This is a genomic window from Bacillus sp. J14TS2 (assembly GCF_018333015.1).
Classification (GTDB): Bacteria; Bacillota; Bacilli; order Bacillales; family Bacillaceae_C; genus Lederbergia.
Genome location: NZ_BORE01000001.1, coordinates 348,917 through 367,673 on the forward strand (window position 1 = coordinate 348,917; position 18,757 = coordinate 367,673).

The following is an 18,757-nucleotide window of genomic DNA, read 5'->3' on the forward strand; positions in this document are numbered from 1 at the left end:
AATATAATTAGTTTCATTCTCTTTTAAAAAGACCCCTAGTCACTGGACTAGGAGTCTTTTCCTTAAATATTTTCCTGCTTTAACGCATCGATAATATTTTCCTTTTTCACTTTGCCACTAGAATATAGCATCGAAATACCTACAATGAGGAAAACAGCTATCACTACATATAGCAGACTTAACCATGGAAGCGTAAAGACATAATCAAAACTATTCATCAATGCCCGATACATGAGATACATAATCGCAATACTAATCGGAAGTCCATATAACAATGCTTTGATTCCGTAAAAGATACTTTCATAATTAATCATTTTATTAAAACCTTTTGGCGTCATTCCCATTGATTTCAGCATCGCAAATTCACGTTTTCTCAGTGAAATGCTTGTCGAAATGGTATTTAAAATATTGGCAATGGAAATCAATGTGATCAGGGTAATAAAACCATACGTAAAGACGGACATAAGTATGATTAGTTGCTCTTCTCCCTGTCTATTTTGATAGACATTATAGATAGCATGTCGTACCTCTTCGATTTCTTCAATTTTTTTCTGGGTGTCCACAGGATCATTACTTCTTAAGTGAAGAGACTCATTATTTTCCCCCTCTACTAGGATCCCATCGCCCAATTGATTCAAGGTAGATTCTGAGATAACCAAAACCAGATTATCAATTCCACCAGCACCGGAGAATACTCCCATTGGTTGTTGATTTGTCAATGCTGCAATGGTAATTTGGTCTGACTTTTCTTCTTTCTCTGTCTCCCAATCTCCTATATTCAAACTTAGTTTGGTCCCAGCCTTTGCGTAAATGTTTTTTGTCTCAACATACTTCCCTGCTTCAGCATCCTCATATTGAATCGTATCGATCGCAATCGCAGATAAGCTATTTTTCAGCTGTTCATAATTCGCTCCTACTTGCTCAGCATAAGTTTTTAGGCTCTCATCATTTAGAGCATATAGGATAACATAATATGGAAATTTACCATCTTTAAACTGCTCTTTAAACTCTTCCTCTGTCTTCAGAAGCTCGGCTGCCATATCTTTGTCTATCCAAGAGGTGATTCTCTTACTAGCGGCATCCTTTATGACATTATATTCCGTCACTTCATCCATCGCTATAATCGATTGGACAAGCTGCTCATCCCCCTCATGGCCTAAGTCAATCGATATGTCGTAATCCAAGCCATCTTGGGAAAGTGCAAGAGACTTCTTCAGATTATCTGTAAAATAAGAGACAGCTAAAAATAGAACTATACTAATGACAAGAGAAAAGACGGTCGCTTGGTATCTCCGTTTATTGCGCTTCAAATTTTTCAAGCCAATTTCCGCCTCAAATCCGAAAAACTTCCGAACAAGCTTGGATGTTTTAACTGCTTTTCCCGTTAATTTAACATCCGCTGTTTGGCGAATTGCATCGATGGCCGAAACACGTGACGCTCTTCTTGCCGGAATAAAAGTAGAGATAAAAATCGTTAAAATGGAGACAAGCACAGCAACTAGAATGGAACCAGCCGTAACCGTCACCTCTAGTTTCTCACTTATGCTAAGAGCACCTTGAATCATCTTATTGATGAACATAAAGGTAATCCCCATCCCAATAAGCCCAGCGATAATCCCTAAGGGAATACTGATCAGCCCAATTACCGCTCCTTCAAAAAAGACGGAATTTCTCTTCTGTTGTCTTGTGGCTCCAACACTTGACAGCATCCCCAAATGTCTCGAACGCTCCGATACAGAAATGGCAAAAGCATTGTAAATGAGGGAAACAGATCCAACGATAATAATCGCCATAATAATCGCTGACAAAGAATAAAGCGTCGTACGCATGCCTCCGTTTTTAATAACACCTGAATATTGTAGGAGATTATAATTGAATCCATATTGCTCATCATCAATTTTATTAGCTTCCGCGAACTTCTTTGTATCATCAAAAAGAGAACCCTTTAGTTTTTTTAATACGATAAATGCATTGACTTCCTTTACTTTCTCTTTATCAAGATAGGAAAGGACCGTGTATCCTGGTGACCAAGGTCGTTCCCATGTAGGACGTTTCATTGTACCCACCACGGTATATTCCATTGTTCCTGTCTTTTTAAATTCCTCTGCTGGCTCCCCGTTTTCATCAGTCATAAAGGAAAATGATTGATCCATTGGATCATCGATTTCTTCATCAAAAGCATATCGCTCTCCTATATCAAGCTTAAGAATATCCCCAATTTTATAGTCCAAGCCAGCTTCCTGATTTATTTCATCCGACACCACAATCTCATTCGCCTTTTGCGGGAAACGCCCGGAACTTAATTCAATCGGGAATTGTTCAAAACCTTTCTCACTGTATTCTTTTATAAATAAATAAGGCTTGTACGGATCCTCGCTTTCTTCCAAAAGAGCATAACCACGATCCTTTGATAAAACAACGTCTTTTGTGTTCGGATCCTGTTGCACTGCTTCGAGCTGTTTTTCATTCAAGTCAGAATAAAAAACGTGCCAGTTTCCTTCATCAGCTATCGATTGCCGCTTCAACAAATCCATAAATGAAACACCGATCGTCGCTACAGCGGTAAGCATGGCAACTGAAATAATTACACCAAAAATAGTTACAAGGGTTCGCCGTTTATTCTGCTTTAAATGCCTGATTGTCAGTTTGTTGACAATATTCATGGACGAACCACCTCATCTTTGGTGATGCTGCCATCTTCAATCGCGATCACCCGATCCGCCTGTAGGGCAATCTGTTCATCATGCGTAATCACAACGAGCGTTTGCTTATATGTTTTATTAAACATTTTTAAAAGATCGATGATTTCACTGCTATTCTTACTATCTAAGTTCCCTGTTGGTTCATCCGCCAGCATAAGGGCGGGATTACAAATTAAAGCTCTCCCAATCGAAACCCTTTGCTGCTGTCCACCAGAAAGCTGATTAGGTAAATGCTTTAATCGTTGTTCTAATCCTAGGCTTTTGACAACATCGTCCAATTTTTTCGGATCTACTTTATGACCGTCTAGTAATAATGGCAACGTAATATTTTCTTCAACAGTAAGCACTGGGATTAAATTATAAAACTGATAAATGAGGCCAATCTGCCTACGTCTAAAAATCGCCAATTGCGTTTCATTCAAATCATAAATATCGGTATTGTCAACGAAAACCTTCCCACTTGATGGGCGATCCACTCCCCCAAGCAGATGCAAAAGAGTCGACTTCCCAGAACCCGATGGTCCAATAATCGCCACAAACTCGCCCTTGTTAATGGAAAAAGAAACATCGTCCAACGCCTTCACAGCTGTTTCCCCTTTTCCATACCTTTTAGATAGATGCTCGATTTTTAAAATTTCCATTGTAAAACCTCCATCAATTTAACTGTTAAGTCTAGTCTATCTATCTAAAATGACTCTCAAGTGACTAGTAAGTGACAAATTCGTCACTTTCGTTTGCGGTTTGAAACGTAAGAATGAGGTAGTTATGATTCATTATGGGGTTCTACACTTCATTATGGGCTTCTCTACTTTTTTATGGGTTCCTCACACCTTTTATGGACCTCTCTACTCCTTATGAGTCTCTTCACTTCATTATGGGTTTCCTCTACTCCTTCATGGGTTCCTCACACCTTTTATGGGCCTCTCTACTCCTTTATGGGTTCCTCACACCTTTTATGGGCCTCTTACTTCTTATGGGTCTCTTCACTTCATTATGGGTTTCCTCTACTCCTTTATGGGTCCCCCACACCTTTTATGGACTTCTTTACTTTTTTATGGGTTCCTTACACCTTTTATGGGCTTCTCTACTCCTTTATGGGTTCCTCACACCTTTTATGGGCCTCTCTACTTCTTATGGGTCTCTTCACTTCATTATGGGTTTCCTCTACTCCTTTATGGGTCCCCCAAACCTTTTATGGGCCTCTCTACTCCTTTATGGGTTCCTCACACCTTTTATGGGCCTCTCTACTCCTTTATGGGTTCCTCACACTTTTTATGGGCTTCCTCTACATTTCTTTTTGCAGGAATCCTCTTTATATAACCTGCTTGTACATTTTTATATGAAATTTAGTCCCTTTTCCTACCTTACTCTGCACATCAATGGAGCCATTTTGGCTGGTAATAATGCTATGGGCCATGGCCAGGCCAATGCCAGCACTCTCTTCATTTCCCGTTTTACCTTTGTAGAAACGTTTAAAGATATAAGGCAAATCTTCTTTCATAATGCCTTTCCCATTGTCGGCAATCACTATTTCCGTGAAAAGTGCATTTTCTCCATAAGAAATTGTAATGGCTCCCCCAATCCCCGTATGTTCCACACAATTTTTCAAAATATTAATTAGTGCTTCCACCGACCAATTAAGATCGCCCTTAAAGGTCACCTGTGATTCTCCTGTAACAGAAGCGGTTTGGGCTTTAATGTCCAATGGGATGAGCAAAGGTTTTAAGGCCTTTTGAATCAATTCTTCTACATCGACTGGGTCCTTCTTAAAGATCACCGTACCCGCATCAATTTTCGCTAGTTTCAATAACGAAGATACGAGCCATTCAATTCGCTCTAGCTGGACTTGAATATTATGAACAAATTCTTTTCGTTTTTCTAAAGGCAAATCATCATCACTTAATAAATCTGCCATTACGGTCATAGAAGTGATTGGCGTTTTTAGTTGATGAGAGATATCTGAAACGGCATTCGTCAAGCGGACTTTATCCCCTCGTAAAAGCGACCCTTGTTCCGATAACATCAGGGTCACTTTATATATTTCGTTTTTTAAAATACTTAATTCACCTTCTCGATTATCGCGAACATCTAAAGTGTAATCACCTGCACTAATTTTTCGTAAATACTGTGATAATTTCTCTAGTTCCCGATATCTCCAACGCGTATGAATAAAACTGCATCCTATTAATAGAAGGGCTGTTACGAGGATGATGAGCGCTGAACCCAGAGAAATAAAGCTCCCGATTATAACCGCGATGACACTGATACAGCCCATTACACTGAGTAAAATTTGAATTTCACGATTTCGAAGCATTTTTAATCCCCGACCTTATATCCCAAACCACGAATGGTTTTAATCATTTTTGGTTTTTGTGGGTCATCTTCTAATTTTTCTCGCAGTCTTTTGATATAAACAGTTAACGTATTATCATTCACAAAATCACCAGCCACATCCCAGATTTGCTCTAAGAGCTGATTACGCGATAAAACTTGCCCAAGGTGATTGGCAAAGATTAATAATAATCGGTATTCCAACGCCGTTAGAACAACTTCCTCGCCGTTTTTATATACTTTTCCTTCAAGAAGATGAATACGGATATTTTCAATATCTACGAATGAAGTTGACTTTGGCTGTTTCTGATACCGCCGTAATACGGACTTAATTCGAGATAGTAATTCACGTATCCGGAATGGTTTTGTAATATAATCATCTGCGCCCATATCAAGCCCCATCACGACATTGACTTCATCATCAATCGCCGTTAAAAATATGACGGGAAGATCAGCACCTTGCTTAGCCAGCTCACATAATTCATAGCCACTCCCATCTGGCAAGGACAAATCGAACAGACATAAATCAATGTCATGACGTTTTTCTGCCAATATACTTTTCGCAGAGGTGGCATCATAGCAAAGTGTTGTTGTAAATTGTTCCTGCTTAAGTGAGTATTCTAATCCTGACGCAATGGTTTTATCATCTTCAACAATTAAAATATTCATATATCCCATCTCACTTCATTATTTATGACATATTTCCCCAGTAATTTTTGATTTTACTTAGTGCAAAAAGACCATTTTATATTATAATAAAGAGTAGAATATAAAAAACCATTGTGGCTCATTATTGTGAAAGCCGCACACTATTTAAAAGAGGGGAAAAATTGAATCATACAAATCTTTGTAAACAAATAAACGCCTGGATACAAGAAGTAATGGAAAGAGTCCATTTATTCATGCCGATTAAACAACGATCTACAGGGATAAATATGAGTTATAACTTCTTAGACAATGTTATTTCTTTTAACCCCACACGTTCCATTCAATCTCATAAAGAGATGGACGAATCGCTTCCATTTAGAGCCTTTATTCAAGCTCTAACACTTCATGAATTAGGACACTCTCTTGACCGTGATTCTTTATATGCTTCTATCTCAAAATCCTATCACATTTATCAAATAAAAAAAGCTCATTCCTACTCGAAAAGAAGTAAAAATATTGAGCTCTTTCAATGGGATATCGAAGACCATGAAATGAATTATATTTTTGAAGAAACAGCTTGGATTCACGCGCGACGCTTGAATCAAACATATCAAATTGTAGATCCGACAATCATGGAAGAAGTAGAATTTCACAGTCTATTAACATATACCGCACAGTATAACCGTGATTTGTTGATCTACCACCAACTGAAAGCAACCGAACCAGTGGCTGTCTAAGAACACTAAAAAAAGAAGCTGTCTCATGGATCATGCATGCTGTGATACTGAGACAGCTTTCTCTTAAGAGGCTCCTTCTTGTACTAATTCTGGTGGTAAGACAAGCATACTTTTCTTATACTCTTCCCCTGACATTAATTGTCCAGATGAATTACGATACATCAGATGTTCTTCTGAAAACTCTGTTGGCGAGGCAATACCAGCTGCGGCAGCGAGATCAAACAAACCTTCTCTTAATGAAACAATATAATTTGTCACTCGATACATTTTTTCTTCAATCACTAATGCCTTTTCTTTTTTTGGATCTGTAGTCGCAACACCAACGGGACAAGTATTATTATGACAAACCTGTGCCATAATACAGCCGACTGAAATCATCATCCCTCTAGCTGTATTCACGAGATCTGCACCTAGGCAAAGAGCGTAGGCAATCATATCCGGGGTTACTAGTTTGCCAGAGGCGATAATTTTGAGACGATCACGAACTCCGTATTTCTTCAACATCGAATCTAATAATGGCAACGCAGAGAATAGCGGTAATCCTGCTGCGTCGGACAGCTCTTGAAAGGTTGCCCCTGTTCCTCCTTCCGCACCATCGATGGTGATAAAATCAGGAAATGTTCTTAGTTTAGCCATCTCGCGAACAAATTCTTCTGCTTCCTCTTTGGACCCAATGACAATCTTGATTCCAACAGGTTTTCCTCCCACTTCTCGCAGCTCCTCAACGAATTTCAATAAACTCTCTGGACAATCATATTCTGGAAAGCGATTGGGACTATCAATGGTTTTCCAAGGTGTAACCCCTCGTATTTCAGCGATTTCAGGTGTTACTTTTTCGCCTAGAATATGTCCCCCACGTGTTTTGGCACCTTGGGCTAATTTTAGCTCAAAAGCCTTTACTTGTTTGATTTCACTTTTCCTTTTAAATTGTTCCCAAGAAAAGACTCCTTCCATCGTTCGAACTCCAAAAAAGGCAGGGCCGATTTGCATGATAATATCCGTATCACCAGCTAGATGATGCGGAGAGAGGCCGCCCTCACCTGTATTCATCCATGTCCCTCCTGCCATCCCTAATCCCTTCGATAGTGTGGTAATGGCATTTTTTCCCAGTGACCCATAGCTCATAGCAGACTGTCCGATTAAACCTTTCGCTTTGAATGGTTGTCGACATGTATGTTCACCTACGAATACAGCATCCTTTTCTGCTAGCATATATGGTTCAACAACAGCGTCCTCCCGATGTTCTTTGCGATTAAATAATCCTTCATGATCGATCTTATACATTTTTGTTTGTATTTTTTGATCTTGATCGATGCGCAGTTCCTCTTTCAATTTTGGAAAGATTGCATTTCTTATGTAGAATCCTGGTTTTTCAAAGTCTCTCTCAGACCCAAAAGCATGAACACGATCTTTATATTTTCCCGACTTTACAACATTTTGATATTGATGTCTCGAGAAAGGCATTCCTTCGCGATTGTTTGCAAATAAATATTGGCGCATTTCAGGTCCAATATTTTCGAAAAAATAGCGGACATTTCCCAGAACAGGATAATTCCGTAACACCGAATGCTCTTTTTGACGTGCATCTAGAAAATAAATCCACACCACCATTAAAACAGCCACAATTAACATTAATGCAAAAACGACAAATACACTAACAGCTAATATTTCTGCTAGATTCATATAAGTCACCTTACCTTTCTACTTGTCTCACTCAAGGATGGGATACAATTCTTAGCCAAGAGAGGGTAAGCGCTCTTTTTGCAAAGGAGCGGCTAAAGAGCCGCTCCCTACGAGTATGCTGAAAGCTTCGAGCTCCCTTACTTCAATTTCCCGATCCCTTCCATTTGGAGACCCTTGTTTAAAAAATGTATGTCTAATTATATTCCTTTAGTATCCTGTGTATGAAGCTAGATTCACTCTATTAACGTTTTTATTGCCTTGGCTACGCCATCTTCTAAGTTTGTATCTGTCGTATACCGACAAACCTCTTTAATCGCTGGTTCTGCATTTCCCATCGCAAAGGAATGTCCAACTCTTTCAAACATGGAAAGATCATTATAATTATCCCCGATCGCCATTGTATCTTGAAGGGAGATCCCTAATATTTCCGTCCACTTTTTCAGAGCAATTCCTTTTTGTGCCTCGCGATGACCTACTTCAATGTTATGGCGCCCGGAAGAAGTTACTTCAATTCCTTCAATGTTTTTCAATCGCTCGCTCACTTTGAGTAATAAGTCTTCATTCATAGAAAAAGCGAGGAATTTGTATATTTGACAGTCCTTTGCTTGAAAGATTTTTTTATATTGATCGACAATTCGCAGGGAACTATGTGTAAATCTTCTTTTTACAGAATCACGAATTTTATCTATATCCTCTGAAGGATTCGCTGTATGATATATATCGACAAGGGATTGAACACCCAATGCTTCATCAGCTGACAACGTTCCTTCAGGTGTATACAATTCATAATACATGCCAACTTCGTCAAATACTTGGGCCACCTTTTCAGCTGTTTCCCCATCAAGCCCAATAGAGTAGAGGATGTCTCCCTTCCTTGAGCGGATCTCTGCCCCGTTCACACAAATAACCGCACAATCGATGTCTTCTTTATCTAAAACATAGCGCGCTTCTTCCCAAGATCGGCCTGTTGCAATTAAAAATTCAATTCCTTTTGCTTTTGCTAATTGGATCGCTTGCTTATTATTCTCACTAATTATTCCTTGTGAATTTAATAATGTTCCATCCATATCTGATGCAATACACTTTACCATGTTTCAAGCTCCTTTAAACCTTCTAGTCAAAATAATCATAGCGAATTTATAGCCCCAATGCAAAAATTCAACTGAAAGGCTCGCTACCTTCCTGGGTTTCCATATACTGCTAGTATGATTATGTAGCTTTTATTATAAACATACATTAGAATAGACAAGTGAATTTATAGATATGAAAGGTGAATGTTTTGATTAAGAAAACTTTTTCGTTAGGCAATTTTTTATTATTTTTAATTCCATCTTTAATTGGGGTCTTTCTTTTTATGATTCCCATTCCTTCTTCTGAAGGTGTGACGATTCCAATTGCTGTTTTATCGGATCTTATCCAGGATTTAATCGGGCCGATTATTCCAGCTATTATGGTTTGGATTCTCTTATTTACTTTCATTGGCACCATCCTTGCAAAAACAATTAAACCAGGGTTTATAAAAAACTCTCCCTTCTTTACAAATTTATTTGATGTCCATCCTATCTGGGTGATCGTTAGAATATTAGCTTTTATCTTCTCTGTTATGGTCTATTTTCAGATCGGTTTTGAGGCAGTCTGGTCTGAGGCTACGGGGGCCAATTTGCTATTTGATTTATTGCCAGTTCTTTTCGGAGTATTTCTATTTGCTGGCTTATTATTACCACTATTATTAAACTTTGGTCTGTTAGAGCTATTTGGGGCCTTAATGACAAAAATTATGCGTCCTGTCTTTAAATTACCTGGTCGCTCTTCTATCGATGCTTTAGCCTCATGGCTAGGGGATGGGACGATTGGCGTATTATTGACTAGTAAACAATATGAAGAAGGCCATTATACAAAACGGGAAGCAGCGATTATTGGTACAACCTTCTCCGTTGTTTCAATCACTTTTAGTATTGTCGTCTTAAAACAAGTGGGATTAATGAACTATTTTGTTCCGTATTATTTTGCAATTACTTTGTCAGGGATTGTCGCAGCAATTATTTTACCACGCATCTGGCCACTGTCTAAGAAAGAAAATACGTATGCAAATGGAAAAGAACAGGATCATACGTCCGAGCTTATCCCAGATGGGTATAGCCGATTAGGCTATGGTTTGGAACAAGCACAGATTCAGGCAAAGAAAAGTAGTAGCGTGAAACAGTTTCTTTCAGATGGCTGTAAAAACATTATCGATATGTGGATGGGAGTCACACCGGTCGTGATGGCGCTCGGAACCTTGGCACTTATCATTGCGGAATACACACCCATTTTCCAATGGTTAGGACTTCCATTTATTCCAATATTACAAGTACTAGGCATTCCTGAAGCTCAGGCAGCTTCCCAAACTTTTGTTGTTGGTTTTGCCGATATGTTTCTTCCATCCATCCTGGCAGAGGGGATTGAATCTGATTTGACCCGCTTTGTCATTGCTGGTGTTTCTGTTACACAGCTTATTTATATGTCTGAAGTTGGAGGACTGCTGATCGGTTCCAAAATCCCTGTTAACATGAAGGATTTAATCGTGCTCTTCCTTTTAAGGACGATTATTACTTTACCTATCATTGCAGGGATCGCTCATCTTATTTTTTAGAAAAAGAATGAGGGTGGGACATAAATATTTTTACCAAAGAAAAAACGAACGACTAGGGCGCATAACCCCCGCTTCGGAAATATACTTCGCTTTCCGCGGGCGAGTGGCAAGTCTCCTCAGGCTTCGCCTTCTGGGGTCTTGCCGAGCTCTCACTTCCCGCAGGAGTCTACGTATATTTCTTCCGCTAAGGTAAAGTATCGTTCGTTCTTTGAGTTTAACGTTTATGTCCCAGTCCCCTGTCTCTTTCAATCATTTACGCTTTGAGTTTTTTGTAGATAAGCTCGAATCATAAAAAAGCTAACTTCTTCAGGTAATTGTTCTTTAATCGGAGTTAACCTTGTGGTCTCGGCTTGTTGAACCGCTTGTTTAATCAGTGTTTCAAAAGCTGTCGGAATAAATTGGTCCCATGAAACGGCCATCCCTTCTTGATCACATTTTATAATATGTCCCTCTACTGTTCTTTCAGAAAGACCCCGCTCTGCTGCAATCTCCGCAATTTCCTTCCCACCTTGTAATAATTGGTAGGTCGTATGATGACTTGCTTCTTTGGAGGATTGTGAAGTAACTTTCTTTTCAATGATAGGCATGGAGAACGTTTTTCTTTCGATCCCTTTTTCGTCACAGTATTGTTGAATCACCTCTAGGAATTGAGGGCCATAAGCTTCTAATTTTCGATCCCCGACCCCTTTGATTTGCATCAGTTCTTCATTATTTAACGGTAATTTCCCGCTCATCTCTTTTAATGTCACATCAGAGAAAATAATATAGGGAGGAACTTTCTCCTCTTCCGCAATATCCCTTCTTAATTGACGAAGCCGTTCAAACAATTCATTATCTTCCACAACCTTAGAGATTTGAACCTTTTCCTTCTGGTAAACAAGCTCATTGCCTTTGAGTATTTCACCCGCTCTTTCAGTCAGCATTAGGATGGGATAGGTTCCATCCGTTGGCTTTAAATAGCCCTCTGCTGTTAAGAAGTCAATAAACTCATTCACATCTTTTTGTGATTTTTCTTTCATAATCCCGTAGGTAGATAGATTCTGAAAGCCAAAATTTTTCACTTTTTGATTCGCTGACCCTGTTAACACTTGGGAAACCATCGTTTTGCCAAATCGTTCCTTCATCCTACGGATACAGGAAAAAACCATCTGAGCATCTCGTGTCACATCAATGTGTTCACGCTCATCAATACAATTTCCACATTTTCCACATTCCGGTGGGTTTTCCTCCCCAAAATAATGAAGTATGTATTGCTGTAAGCAAGACTCCGTATGCCCATAAGCGACCATTTTCCTTAACTTTCCATATTCATTCTCTTTTCGTAATTCATCCATATCTGATTGTTCAATCAAGAAAGATTGAATATGCGTATCCTGTGGTGAAAATAAGAGAATACAATCACTTTCTTCTCCGTCTCTTCCCGCTCTTCCTGCCTCTTGATAGTACGATTCCATATTTCTTGGGATATGGTAGTGGATGACAAAACGAACATTGGATTTGTTAATTCCCATTCCGAAAGCATTGGTCGCAATCATTACTGTCACATCATCATATAAAAACCGCTCCTGTTGCTCATTTCGGTTTGCTTCTGATAAACCTGCATGATATCTTCCTGCAGTAATCCCCCTTTTATTTAACAACTGATACAAGCGATCGACTTCTTTTCTTGTCGCCGCATAAATGATTCCTGATTGTCCACGGTTCTTTTCTATATACTCCAATAAAAAACGATCGCGATCCTGACCTTTTACCACTTGAAAATGGAGGTTTTCACGTTCAAAGCCTGTCATCACCACGTTTTCTTGTTCAATACGAAGAAGTGCACAAATATCTTGCTGAACTTGTGGAGTCGCAGTTGCCGTTAAAGCCAGCACAGTTGGCTTTGGCTGAATATCATGAATTAAGTTTTTAATTTGTAAGTAGCTAGGTCGAAAATCATGACCCCATTGAGAAATACAATGTGCCTCATCAATCGCTAGACAGGAGATATGGATTCCATCCATAATCCTTCTAAAGGAAGCTACTTCTAACCTCTCAGGTGCAATATAGACTAGTTTGTATTCACCATTATAAATATCTGCAAGCCGCTGGTTCATCTCTTCATTCGAAACAGTGCTATTAATATAGGTTGAAGGAATCCCTGCCTTTTCTAGGGCATCGACCTGATCTTTCATTAAGGAAATCAACGGGGAAATAACGATCGTAACCCCAGGTAACATCATGGCAGGGACTTGATAACAAATCGATTTCCCTCCACCTGTCGGCATAATCGCTAGCGTATCCTTTCCCGTTAAAACCTTTTGAATAATCTCCTCCTGACCTACTCGGAATTGACTATACCCAAAATGAGTTTGCAATATCTCTTTCCCTTTGGTTAACAATGAAAAATTCCCCCAATTGAATGATAAGAACAGTATATCAAAAAAAGGAAGTACCTGGCACCTCCCCGTTTTTGTCGGTAAGTTAGATTCGACATATTCCGGGGCGTGCCAGGCACTTAATATGAATTTGCGGCCGCATCAAGTGTGTTGTATGCATAGGCGCTGATCGTTTTATTTTCTTTATGATGGTTTAATAATGTTTGGAGACCTTCCAGATGTTTCTCAACTTTTTCGGTTGCTTCCTTTTGTTCAAATTGACCAATTGCGGTTAAATGCAATTGTAAAGAACGAACAATATCGTCACTCTTAAATGCTCCTTCCTTCTCAAACTGTTCAACCAGATTTTTCAGATCCTTCACTTCAATATTTTGCTTATATTTAAACTTCACCGTATGGGTTTTCCCAATTGAGTTTGATACATCAAATTCTACTTTTGTATAGGGTGACATGTGAGCAACAGTTACTGTCTTATCCTGGTCAATGACAGATAAGCCGATCTTTCCAAGATCTATCACAATTTTATCCTGCCCGTGGGTTGGATCTGATACCGAAAGAGTCAATTCATCTCCTTCTTCCCTTACCAGCACAGAAGCGGGTTGATGAGAACGGAGAATGTCGGTAGTTGCATTGCCTTCCCAGAAGTTGGCTGCCGTAATACCGAGATGTTGTTCTTTTACCGCATGCACTGCTGATGTTTGATTCAATATCATAATATCTGGTTGTTGGCTGTAATCCTCTGTTTCTTTTACAGATTTACTTGGCAAAAGAACATAAGAATATGCTTCATTCTTAGGGTTAACCCCATGCTCAAATGATAGACTGAGATAGTTTCTCGTAATTGATTTTTTTGAACCACTATCATTAATATCATTCCACGAACCTGTTCTAGCTTCACGTAAAGCAGACACTTTAGACGCTTCTGGAAAATAATAGCCAATATCCGAATTCGTCACATTGCCTTCTAAATGAGCCCACTTCACTTGGTCGACTTGCTCCGACCAACCTAACTGTTTTGATTTTTCTTCTCCGTTCATGAGTACCTGATTGTCCCCACTATCTCTTAGTAGCCGATTCTCAATAATTGTTTCCACTTGGCGGTTATCCGAACTGCTAATATCTGACCCTATAGCAACGATTTCATCATCAAACATAAACCAAGATTTTTTGCCTTGTAATGTACTTCCTGTTAAGCCTGACATAGCAAATTCCATACCGGCCGTTCCATATAAGTCATCTAATGAGGCGCCTCCAACCCATTTTCTCGGGTTCATATAGGATTTCCATGCACCTAATGTGCCTTTTGAATGATCTGTTGTTATACCTGGCAAGCGCTCACTATCAATTGTTGGCCAATAATCATTATTATACTGAGTCAGGTCAGCATTGTATAAATAAGTCACCCCTGCACCCGTATACCACCCTTTTTTATTTTCGCCATTGCCGTATTCAAATGCCGAGATTCGGTCTGAAAACATACTTATACCAAAACCAAATTGGGCGCGAAGATGAGCAGCCCGTGCCATTCCCGCAAACACTTGATTCTTAATTAACTCTCCTCTTGGTTGAATTGAAGAGTCATCCATCAGTGATTTGACTAGCTCAATTTCATAAACGGATAATCCTTGCACAAGATTATCATTGATTGAATTCTCCAACCATTCCTTGACCATTCCCCTCATCGCTTTTTGTTTTTCCGCTGGCGCTGAAGCAGATAAACGAAGAATGCTAAGGACAGTTCCTTTGCCACTTTGATAATCACGCTCATTTTCTCTAGAAATAGCTCGTCCGCGAACCATATCCATCATTGCACCTTGATAGATGAGTGGTTCAAAGGAATCTGCTACCCAATCATAGACATGATGAATATTAGAGTCTGCCAAATCCCATGGCGTATCGTTGAGTAAATACAGCATATCCGCAGCTCGGTTCATCCAAACCGCACCATAGCTTCCGGTATAAGCAATATTCGTATGTTGCACAAGGGAGCCGTCTTCGTAAACGCCTTCTCCTTGTTCTACATAAAGAAACTCATTTTCCATTGATTCGCTGCCCTGACTCACCTTCGCTCCATTTTTACCAATGATCCCTCTCACTGTCACAACAAGAGCCTTATCTAATAAATTTGCACCTGTTTCAGTCACATTCTTGTTCGCTTCTCTTTTCGTTGGGTCTGGGACAAAACGATCAATTGTCCTCATATATTGATCAATATGAGCCTGTGGTAAGTCCTTATACATCAGCACCACAATATTATTTAAAATTTGAGGAGTGCCAATTTCCCAATCCCACCAGTTGTCGTATTCATTTTTATGTTCATTATAGCGATTATCATACATCCACTCTAAAGCCCCGAGAATGTCTTCCTTTAGCTGCTCATTTTGATACAAATTGGATGCTTCCGTAGAATAAGCCCGAGCCATATCTCTGATAATCCCATAGGCTGTTGAGATTTGACTAGAGTTTGTTGCGCTTTGTAAATGCTCCCATAAGTAGGTACGATCCGCTGTTTTATTCATTGTATCCCAACGGCCCGTCTGTTCGGAGTTTGTAAGACGATCTTCCAAATCTGTAATATGGTCGACCATATCGGGATCATTAGCGTTAAATTGAAGGTTCCCCGTAAGTTTATTCAACCAATTCAAACGAATAGTGTCATATGCTTCTAGCATAGAATCTGACTCCACACTAACAAAGGCTTCCGCTTTATGATCCCCGTCACGAGTTGTTGCCTTAATAGTCGCATTGCCATATTCTTTTGCATGTATCTCACCTTTTTCATCGACTGATACGTTACTAGGATTGGACGATTCCCAATGTACCGTTTTATCTGTAACATCTTCTGGTTTAAAAATGGGAGTTAATTGCGCTTTATCCCCTTTTTTCAAAGAAATAAAATCTTGCTCTAATTCAAATCCTGTTAGAAATATTTCATCAGTCTCTTTAAGACTTGTCTGATCAAACCAAACAGTTCCAGTCGCTGTTTCAAGAAAAAGCTCAATCCGTAATGTTTTTGCATTTTCAGGGGCCGCTATATTCATTCCTAATAAAGTCCAGTTATGGTTACCCGTTAATCTAGTTGTACTTGGCCCATCACTGATCTTTTTCCCATTCAAATCTAGATATTGCGTTCTAACATATACTCCTCCACCAGAAGCCTTTACTTGATTGGTTCTAGTCCAAACATTGAACTTGTAATTCGTTCCAGACTTAATAGGCACATCTTGTAAAACATCTGCTCGACTAGTTGCTTCAGCTTCTATTCGGATAGACTGATTGCCATCATAATATATATCTGAATCAACCATTAATGAAGGATTTCCACTTGGAATCCATACATCCCAGTCCTCAGGCTCCACATTGTTTCTCCATATATTCTCTTCAGTCTCAATTATTTTTTCAAAACTACTATTTTTAAGCAAGTTTTCTTTTTGAGTCTCTTCTGCATTCGCCTCCTGAATAACAAATGAGAACAAACTACATAATATACATACCAAAGAAATAGAGAAAATTTTATTCATCAAGGTCCTCCCGTTTTCCCATATTTACAGATTACTTAAAACGCCTGGTCCCTCCTACTGACTAGAGGAACCAGGCACTTTTGGTTCAGGCCTGCAGAACGCAGGTCACAAAGAGCGTAGCGACGTATAGGTTGTACTAGTGCAGACGAAGCGTCAGAACGTCGCGTTTGAGTCTGCCAACAGAATGTTGCGAATTTAGTCTTTGTCCTTAACATTCAGTGGGGATGGAAAAACCCACACTGAATGAAGTTTCACTTTATCCTTTACATTATCTTTGTTCTCCCTCTGATTGCTGAGCATTGAATGTCCAAGTCAGATTAATAGAGTCCCCTTGGAATTGGTTTTGGTCTTCTCCATTATCTATAAAGTTGAATTTCACCACAAGATCATCAATATCACCAACAGGCAAGCCTTTCTCACCCAATATTGGGTAAAAGACATGTTCATTCACAGCTTCAGGTTTCATATCCTTCAACTCGGCTAAAGTCGTTTCATAAATGACCTCGTCTAGCTTGTCCGCATTATATAAAAACTCCACCTGGATGTGTTCGCCAAAGTCTTCCGTGTTATCTCCTTGTGCATCATCAACTGCATAGTCGGTTTCAAGCAAAACTTTTCCAATATCAAGTGTACCGTTATTTTGCAATTCGAAGTCACGAATGAAGGAGTCCCCAGGCTTCATCTCATCGACATTAATAATTTCCGTAGGAGCTACTGCAAGATCCAAAGTTCCCGCCGCAAATGTATTATTCGTCTCTACACTGTCGCTAAAATAAGCGTATGTGCCCCCCGCTAATAATGTAACCCCAAGTACTGCTGACATTAATCCCATACCTAACTGTTTTTTAATATCCATCTCCATTTTCCTCCCCTTGTTTATTTATATGAACATCCCCTGAATAAGGGATGTGCCTACCACTAAGTAAATACTGTAACGATTATTCTTCTAAAGATGGCTTTTTTACTGTTTCAATTGATTTAAGAGCACGCCAGATTGTGAAAAAGGCATGTCCTAGGAACAGGAGCCCCGGAATCATTAAGAGTAAAACCGCTCCTTGTTTTGTATTCATAAATTGCAAGACATAACCAACATACGGAACGGTGAATCCTGAATATTTCCCTACCACATTTTGGGCCATTACAGGTTCGACATCCGGTGCGTTGTTCGCATCACCTTGGGTAAGATATTGTTCCCCATTATTTTCCACTTCGATGACTCTGTGGGTAATCAGGATGTTCTCGTTTGTGCGAAATGTAATGACATCGTTTTTTGCAAAATTTGTCGTATCTTCCGTTTGTTGAACCAAAATAATTGATCCTGTCTTTAATTCTGGCTCCATAGAACCAGATAACACCGCTTTCAATTGATAGCCAAACATGCTTGGTTCTCCTCCGGCAGATCTAGAGGCGATGATGATAAAGACCATGCTTATGAGTAGCACGATCAATAGAATACTCACAATTTGATTCAACCATTTGAGGATTTTTTTCATTCTTCCCCATCACTCCAATGCTATTTATTGTTGAGCTCCAATTCTAAATCCTCATTGTCTACCTCAGTATCCGGTGTTGACTTCGAATCATTTGGCAGCGAATCTTCGCTGTTGGACGTGGAGTTCAAGTCCTCCGAATCGAGTTTTGACGTTGATTCGGGTTTTGACGTCGAGTCGGTCGATGACGGGTTCGCACCCTCATCGGAAGATTTCGGATCATTCGGCGGTGACTCCTGCTCCTCTATGTTTTCAAGATTAGTAGATTGATTGCTACCCTCACCACTTTCAGACTCCGTCTCTTCATCAACACGATCACCTACAGAATTTGAATCAGCCTCTTTTTCATCTTCATCTATTTCCTTGTTCTTTTCCGTATATGAATCGTGACTGTCTACCTCTTTGCTTTCTTGTTCATGTTCTGCATCCTCTTGATCTGAAAATGACACATCAGCTGAGAGATTGCCTTCCATGTTCACAATGTCATGAAAAGAGGCCTTCGTCAGAGTCGTAAGGAGCGAAACATTCAAAAAGAACAAATAAAGTAATGCGAGCAACTTTATAAAAAAACTCATTCCAGTTTTCTGACCATTTTGCTCCTTCCTTGTTATCTTTCCGTCCCTCATTCCTCTTCC

At 39.5% G+C, this 18,757-nt stretch carries 13 protein-coding genes; 2 read left to right on the top strand and 11 right to left on the bottom strand.

From position 1 onward, the window contains the following. Positions 1-62 precede the first annotated feature (62 nt). From KI375_RS01450 to KI375_RS01465, 4 genes are all read right to left on the bottom strand, one after another. Positions 63-2,663: an ABC transporter permease gene (locus KI375_RS01450; RefSeq protein ID WP_212971765.1), complete on the bottom strand. Its 2,601-nt coding sequence runs from the start codon at positions 2,661-2,663 to the stop codon at positions 63-65. Then, a complete protein-coding gene (locus tag KI375_RS01455) occupies positions 2,660-3,343 on the bottom strand; it encodes an ABC transporter ATP-binding protein (protein WP_212971766.1) in 684 nt (227 codons plus the stop codon). Before KI375_RS01455 ends, KI375_RS01450 begins: the two co-directional genes overlap by 4 nt. Before the next feature lie 671 nt (positions 3,344-4,014). Next, entirely contained in the window at positions 4,015-5,016 is a 1,002-nt protein-coding gene (locus KI375_RS01460; protein WP_212971767.1) for a sensor histidine kinase, read from the bottom strand. Between the two features lie 2 nt (positions 5,017-5,018). Then, positions 5,019-5,702, bottom strand: coding sequence for a response regulator transcription factor (locus KI375_RS01465; protein ID WP_212971768.1), 684 nt, complete (start codon positions 5,700-5,702; stop codon positions 5,019-5,021). A 161-nt stretch (positions 5,703-5,863) separates the two neighbouring features. Here KI375_RS01465 and KI375_RS01470 point away from each other — a divergent pair, with 161 nt between their 5' ends. Continuing rightward, positions 5,864-6,418: a hypothetical protein gene (locus tag KI375_RS01470; RefSeq protein WP_212971769.1), complete on the top strand. Its 555-nt coding sequence runs from the start codon at positions 5,864-5,866 to the stop codon at positions 6,416-6,418. A 63-nt stretch (positions 6,419-6,481) separates the two neighbouring features. Here the strand turns inward: KI375_RS01470 and KI375_RS01475 are convergent, their stop codons facing one another. Continuing rightward, positions 6,482-8,101: an FMN-binding glutamate synthase family protein gene (locus KI375_RS01475; RefSeq protein WP_212971770.1), complete on the bottom strand. Its 1,620-nt coding sequence runs from the start codon at positions 8,099-8,101 to the stop codon at positions 6,482-6,484. Positions 8,102-8,334: 233 nt separating this feature from the next. Continuing rightward, entirely contained in the window at positions 8,335-9,192 is an 858-nt protein-coding gene (locus tag KI375_RS01480) for a Cof-type HAD-IIB family hydrolase (protein ID WP_212971771.1), read from the bottom strand. Between the two features lie 191 nt (positions 9,193-9,383). Here KI375_RS01480 and KI375_RS01485 point away from each other — a divergent pair, with 191 nt between their 5' ends. Next, a complete protein-coding gene (locus KI375_RS01485) occupies positions 9,384-10,733 on the top strand; it encodes a YjiH family protein (RefSeq protein WP_374706789.1) in 1,350 nt (449 codons plus the stop codon). Positions 10,734-10,978: 245 nt separating this feature from the next. On the opposite strand, the gene recQ is transcribed toward KI375_RS01485, so the two are convergent. The 5 genes from recQ to KI375_RS01510 all read right to left on the bottom strand — a co-directional run bounded on the left by recQ (position 10,979) and on the right by KI375_RS01510 (position 18,748). Then, on the bottom strand, positions 10,979-13,114 hold the full coding sequence (gene recQ / locus KI375_RS01490; protein WP_212971773.1) for a DNA helicase RecQ: 2,136 nt from the start codon (positions 13,112-13,114) through the stop codon (positions 10,979-10,981). Positions 13,115-13,230: 116 nt separating this feature from the next. Continuing rightward, positions 13,231-16,632, bottom strand: coding sequence for a polysaccharide lyase family 8 super-sandwich domain-containing protein (locus tag KI375_RS01495; RefSeq protein ID WP_212971774.1), 3,402 nt, complete (start codon positions 16,630-16,632; stop codon positions 13,231-13,233). Positions 16,633-16,900: 268 nt separating this feature from the next. Beyond that, positions 16,901-17,488: a CalY family protein gene (locus KI375_RS01500; protein WP_207446505.1), complete on the bottom strand. Its 588-nt coding sequence runs from the start codon at positions 17,486-17,488 to the stop codon at positions 16,901-16,903. Between the two features lie 82 nt (positions 17,489-17,570). After that, positions 17,571-18,125 (bottom strand): signal peptidase I SipW, encoded by a 555-nt coding sequence (gene sipW, locus KI375_RS01505; protein ID WP_212971775.1) that lies wholly within the window; start codon positions 18,123-18,125, stop codon positions 17,571-17,573. 20 nt (positions 18,126-18,145) lie between these two features. Beyond that, positions 18,146-18,748: a hypothetical protein gene (locus KI375_RS01510; RefSeq protein WP_212971776.1), complete on the bottom strand. Its 603-nt coding sequence runs from the start codon at positions 18,746-18,748 to the stop codon at positions 18,146-18,148. Between the last annotated feature and the right edge of the window lie 9 nt (positions 18,749-18,757).

Bases quoted from the DNA above. Each gene is read 5' to 3' on its own strand.
- KI375_RS01450 (WP_212971765.1), bottom strand. From the start codon at position 2,663: ATGAATATTGTCAACAAACTGACAATCAGGCATTTAAAGCAGAATAAA.
- KI375_RS01455 (WP_212971766.1), bottom strand. From the start codon at position 3,343: ATGGAAATTTTAAAAATCGAGCATCTATCTAAAAGGTATGGAAAAGGG.
- KI375_RS01460 (WP_212971767.1), bottom strand. From the start codon at position 5,016: ATGCTTCGAAATCGTGAAATTCAAATTTTACTCAGTGTAATGGGCTGT.
- KI375_RS01465 (WP_212971768.1), bottom strand. From the start codon at position 5,702: ATGAATATTTTAATTGTTGAAGATGATAAAACCATTGCGTCAGGATTA.
- KI375_RS01475 (WP_212971770.1), bottom strand. From the start codon at position 8,101: ATGAATCTAGCAGAAATATTAGCTGTTAGTGTATTTGTCGTTTTTGCA.
- KI375_RS01480 (WP_212971771.1), bottom strand. From the start codon at position 9,192: ATGGTAAAGTGTATTGCATCAGATATGGATGGAACATTATTAAATTCA.
- KI375_RS01495 (WP_212971774.1), bottom strand. From the start codon at position 16,632: ATGAATAAAATTTTCTCTATTTCTTTGGTATGTATATTATGTAGTTTG.
- KI375_RS01500 (WP_207446505.1), bottom strand. From the start codon at position 17,488: ATGGATATTAAAAAACAGTTAGGTATGGGATTAATGTCAGCAGTACTT.
- sipW (WP_212971775.1), bottom strand. From the start codon at position 18,125: ATGAAAAAAATCCTCAAATGGTTGAATCAAATTGTGAGTATTCTATTG.
- KI375_RS01510 (WP_212971776.1), bottom strand. From the start codon at position 18,748: ATGAGGGACGGAAAGATAACAAGGAAGGAGCAAAATGGTCAGAAAACT.